This is a genomic window from Flavobacterium columnare NBRC 100251 = ATCC 23463, from assembly GCF_002530675.1.
GTDB classification, from domain to species: Bacteria; Bacteroidota; Bacteroidia; order Flavobacteriales; family Flavobacteriaceae; genus Flavobacterium; species Flavobacterium columnare.
On record NZ_PCMX01000044.1, the window covers coordinates 1 to 4,625 of the forward strand.

Below are 4,625 nucleotides of genomic sequence, written 5' to 3' on the forward strand. Positions count from 1 at the left end.
ATTTATATTTTAAAAAAAACTTCAACTATTAAACCTTAAGATCATAATAATCAACAACTTTACAATACAAAAAGTTTGTATAAAGATTTTTTATTTCTTTATAAAAGGAATCTCTACCCTATTAAATAACTTCCGAATAATGATGAGATTCCTTTTTATTTTAAAAATTTACTTACTGCAACTATCTTTATAGAATTATTTCCATTTAAAAATTATTTCTTTTTTTATATCAGGATGTAAGCTATAAAAAACGGGGCAGGTCATAGCGGTACGTTCTAAAATAGTTTTTGTTTTTTGATCTGGATGAATAGACATTGAAAAAACGATATGGATTTCGGTAATACGTCTTGGTTCTGTTCCCATGATTTTAGTTACTTCTGCCGTTGAGTCTAAAAAGTCTACTTCCAATTCTTGTGCCTTGATCCCCATAACGGTAAACATACAAGAAGCTAAGGCGTTAGCAACTGTATCTGTTGGCGAAAATGCCTCTCCTTTACCCTGATTATCTATTGGGGCATCTGAAATAATTTCAGAACCTGAATTTAAATGAACAGAAGAGGTTCTTAGTTTTCCTAAATAAGTTACTTTAGAAGTTGCCATTAATTTGCTTGTTTAATTGTTAAATCAGTATCGTAGTATAAAATATAAATTCCTTTGTTATAAAACCCTCCTTCTTGATTAGGCTGGTAATCAAATCGACTCTCTGCTTGTTCCGTACTGTTATCATTAGCCGTATCCGCAAAAGGTTTTTCTTGTATAAGTCTTAAAAGCGTATCAAATGTTACATCAAATCCTCTAATTGCAAATGTATTTGGATTGGTTTTATTTTTTCTTCTGTATTGATTTTCAAAATTTTGGTATTCTTTAGAAGTATTTACTCTATGCTGGGAAGGATAGTGCATTTTTAATTTTGTTAATCTTTTCATTTGAATTTCTTCAAAATCAAGTGCTTCATTTTCTCCTAGAATAACTAATTTTACATCAAACTGTTTTTGTAATGCTAAAAGATTAGTTGTAATAGATAAAATTAAATTTGTCTTTTCTGTTTCCATTACCACGTAATTTGTTTTACCTGTAACTAATAATGCTTTTAGACTAGACACATCTAAAACACCTGAATCAGAAACATTTACAAACCTAGCTTCTCTACAATTTTCTTGTATGTATTGTTTTGCTGATTGTTTTTTAGGATCTACTATTGCTATAATATTTCCATTTTTAGATCGCATAAATTCAAACATGGCTTTCTTTATATCATCTGGCAATGGGGTAGCTTGATAAAGATTAGGGTATTTTTTATCATAATCTTTAGACAAAGGTGAAATAACAGGTACTTTTTCTAACATGGCTGCTAATTTTTCAACGTTGTTTTGATAAAAAGGACCTATGATTGCATCGTATGATTTTAATTCATATTCATTCACTAAAGCTGATACATTTGAAGAAGAGCGAGTTTCATCAGAGTCTAAAATGGTTACATCTACTTTTGCGCCTAGCTTATTAATTGAATCAATAGCCATCAAAGCTCCTGAGTAAAAATCTAAAGTCATATTTAAAAATTTATCTTTCTTCAATCTTGATTTAGTTGAATTGATCGTATCTTGATCTAGTTTGGCTATATTAAAAGGTAATAAAAGAGCCATTTTTTTAGAAGTCCCCATTGAAATGTATTTTGATAAATCAATGATTTCTTTTTTTAGTTCTTTTCTTTTAAAAATAGCAGGTATTTTTAAGATCATTCCTTCTTTTAAACCTTCTTTTAATTCTGGATTAAGTGCTATTAGTTCTTCTTGTGAACAACTAAATTGATTAGCTAAAGCATATAAAGTCTCTTGGGATTTCACTATATGTGTCATTCCTCCTCCTTTAAGGATTTCTGTTTTTTTTGTTTGACTCCCTTCTTCTGCTTTGGGTTTAATCGTTTCTTTTGATTTATTACCTCTAATGAGTAGGCTTTGACCTATAATCAACTCTTTTCCAACAATATCAGGATTTTTAGTTTCTAATTCTTCTACTGTAATACCGTATTGTTTAGCTATTCCAAATTTAGTTTCTTTGGCTTCAACCGTGTGTTCTATGGGTATTTTTTGTTGGGGTGTTGTTTTTTTAGGAATCGTTTTAAATTCTGATTTTACAGGTATTTTTAATACTTCATCCATCTTTAATCCTTTTACTACAGAAGGATTGAGTTTTTCAATTTCACCCAGTGTTACTTGATATTTTTTTGCAATACTAAATAGTGTTTCACCTTCAGCTACTGTGTGATTTATAATTTTTAAATCTTCTTTTTTAACGGTTTCTTTTTTCTTTTTAACAGGTATGATTAATATTGTATTTTCTGTTATTTTGGCGCGCGCATCAGGGTTTAAATCATATACTTCAGAGGCTGGAACTCCATATTTTTGTGCAATTTGAGAAATACTCTCCCCTTTTACCACTTTGTGCTTGATCATTGCTACTTGAGCTGACACAAATTGCCCTCCTAAAATCAATAAAATCCCAAAAAAATTTTTCATGTGTGTAAATTATATTTATTACAAGTCTCTTAAATTAGTATTACAACTAGTCCTTTAAAGCAAAATTATACGCTTTTTAATTTTAAAATCTTGATTACATCGCTATAAATAGCTGATAACAAAATCATTTTCGTTTTTTTATTCAAAAGTTTTTTAGCACTATTTGCAAGGCCAAATTTAGAGTTCTTTTTTGATTTGAACAATGAACAGTTTTTTAAATAAATCAGATCTTGGTTTTACCTTATATTCAAACAAAGCTTCTTCTAATGTTTGGTATTTATTGGTATAAACATAATATCCAAAATTATTTATATTATAAAAAAACTTGGTTTGACGCTCACCTGAATAACTCAATCGAAGCGCAAAAGCATCGCGCTCTACTGATTCAGTAAAAGTGTTTGCAACTAAATAATAACCTGTTTCTAATTCTGGAAGGTTATTAATAATTTCAATTTTTGTAGACTCTTCGTTTGTGTTTTCTTTTAAAATTTTTCTTTTTTCCTCAAGTGTTGCTTCTGTATTAGAAGTTTCTGTTATGGGTATTTCTTTTTGAGCCCGTTCTAATTTCACTAAGGCTAACCGATCATCAAAATCTCTTGCTTCAGTACTATAAAAAGTAGCCTTCGCTATTTTGCGTTTTAAAACTGTTTTTTCTTCTAATTCTAAATCATTTATTTTAGACAGTAAATTTTCTTTTCTTTCTTCTTTTATTGTCAAATCTTGATCTATTTTTTTTATTTCATTAAGCCTTACTTGATCTTTATCAGAAAGTTGCTCTCGTATTTTTTTCTTATATTCTTGATTTTCTTGTAGATTTATCTTTTGGACTTTTTGCATAACTCCAACAATTATGCGACGATTTTCAGATAAATCATGTTTTAATTGTTGTACCAAATCCGTTGTTTCTTTTCTTTTTTGATCTGATTCTTTTTGCAAACGTTTTGATTCTTCTAAAGATTCTATATTTTTAATTTTTAATTGTTTCAAATCGTATTCCATGGTAATCACCAAAGAATCTAATTTAGCAATCAAAACTTCTTGAATTTTTTTATTAGCATCTAAAATTAACCGCAATCGTTCTACAGAACCATTTTTCGTTTCATCAATAGCATTTAAATTAATATTTAATTTATTGAGTGTAATCATTTTTTTATTAAGTTCTTTTTGAACTTTTAAACGATCTTCTAAATCTTCAATTTTTACGGTTTGTGATTTTGATTTTTCAATAACAGCTTGTTTTTCTGCCAATGCAATCATTAATTCTTCGTTTTCATTTTTTGCTTTAATTGTATTTTTATTAATAGCTAACTTATTACCAATAATCAGACCATTAATGATTTCGGGATTTTGTTTTTCTAACTGATCAATTGTTATACCATATTTTTTTGTAATTGAATATTTAGTTTCTTTAGCCTGAACTATATGAAAAATAGTTTCATCATTTATAATTCTTGCTTTTCCGTCTAGTGTTTTCTTTTTATTAGGAATTTCTATTTTTTGTCCTATTTGAAGGCCTTCTTTTAATATGATTTCATTTTTTTCATCTAAATCTTTTACTGATACATTGTACAAACGAGCGATACTAAATAAGGTTTCTTGTGATTGTACTTCATGAAATTTACCGTCAAAAACTACTTTTTTCTGATAAGGAATTCCTTGTTGTGGAATATTTAAAATGAGCCCTTCTTTAATTGTCGTTTGAGCAAGTAACGGATTGGCTTCTTTTAATTCTTCTACGGAAAGTTGATACTGTTTTGCTATACTATATAAAGTTTCTTTATTTAAAACTTCGTGTTTATCATAACGTACCGCTTTTACATCATTTTTTTTTAACATATACGAAATAGAATGTACATTGGGTATCATTAAAATCGTATTTTCCTGAATTCCTTTTTCAGCTCCTGTGTTTAGTTTTAGAATTTCTGTTTTTGAAACCTTGTATTTTAAAGCAATAGATTCTAAGGTTTCGTTTTTTTGAATCAGGTGTTTAAATGTCTTTTCTTGTTGGGCGTAATAGTATTGAGATAAAAAAAAGAAAATAAAAAGTAGGTATTTAAGCATAAGTTTAGTAATTTATTTGAGAACACCAATTTAAATAAAAATGCCGTG

General features: G+C 28.2%; 3 protein-coding genes. All 3 read right to left on the bottom strand.

All coding sequences use genetic code 11. The features are described from left to right. Nucleotides 1-195 precede the first annotated feature (195 nt). The 3 genes from B0A78_RS06875 to B0A78_RS06885 all read right to left on the bottom strand — a co-directional run bounded on the left by B0A78_RS06875 (nucleotide 196) and on the right by B0A78_RS06885 (nucleotide 4,577). Entirely contained in the window at nucleotides 196-600 is a 405-nt protein-coding gene (locus tag B0A78_RS06875; protein WP_014164715.1) for an OsmC family protein, read from the bottom strand. Then, a complete protein-coding gene (locus B0A78_RS06880) occupies nucleotides 600-2,516 on the bottom strand; it encodes a LysM peptidoglycan-binding domain-containing protein (RefSeq protein ID WP_065213526.1) in 1,917 nt (638 codons plus the stop codon). Before B0A78_RS06880 ends, B0A78_RS06875 begins: the two co-directional genes overlap by 1 nt. 177 nt (nucleotides 2,517-2,693) lie before the next feature. Then, nucleotides 2,694-4,577, bottom strand: coding sequence for a LysM peptidoglycan-binding domain-containing protein (locus B0A78_RS06885; protein WP_065213525.1), 1,884 nt, complete (start codon nucleotides 4,575-4,577; stop codon nucleotides 2,694-2,696). Between the last annotated feature and the right edge of the window lie 48 nt (nucleotides 4,578-4,625).

What these genes read in the sequence shown, in the direction of transcription:
- B0A78_RS06875 (WP_014164715.1), bottom strand. Translation starts at nt 600, where the DNA reads ATGGCAACTTCTAAAGTAACTTATTTAGGAAAACTAAGAACCTCTTCT.
- B0A78_RS06885 (WP_065213525.1), bottom strand. Translation starts at nt 4,577, where the DNA reads ATGCTTAAATACCTACTTTTTATTTTCTTTTTTTTATCTCAATACTAT.
- B0A78_RS06880 (WP_065213526.1), bottom strand. Translation starts at nt 2,516, where the DNA reads ATGAAAAATTTTTTTGGGATTTTATTGATTTTAGGAGGGCAATTTGTG.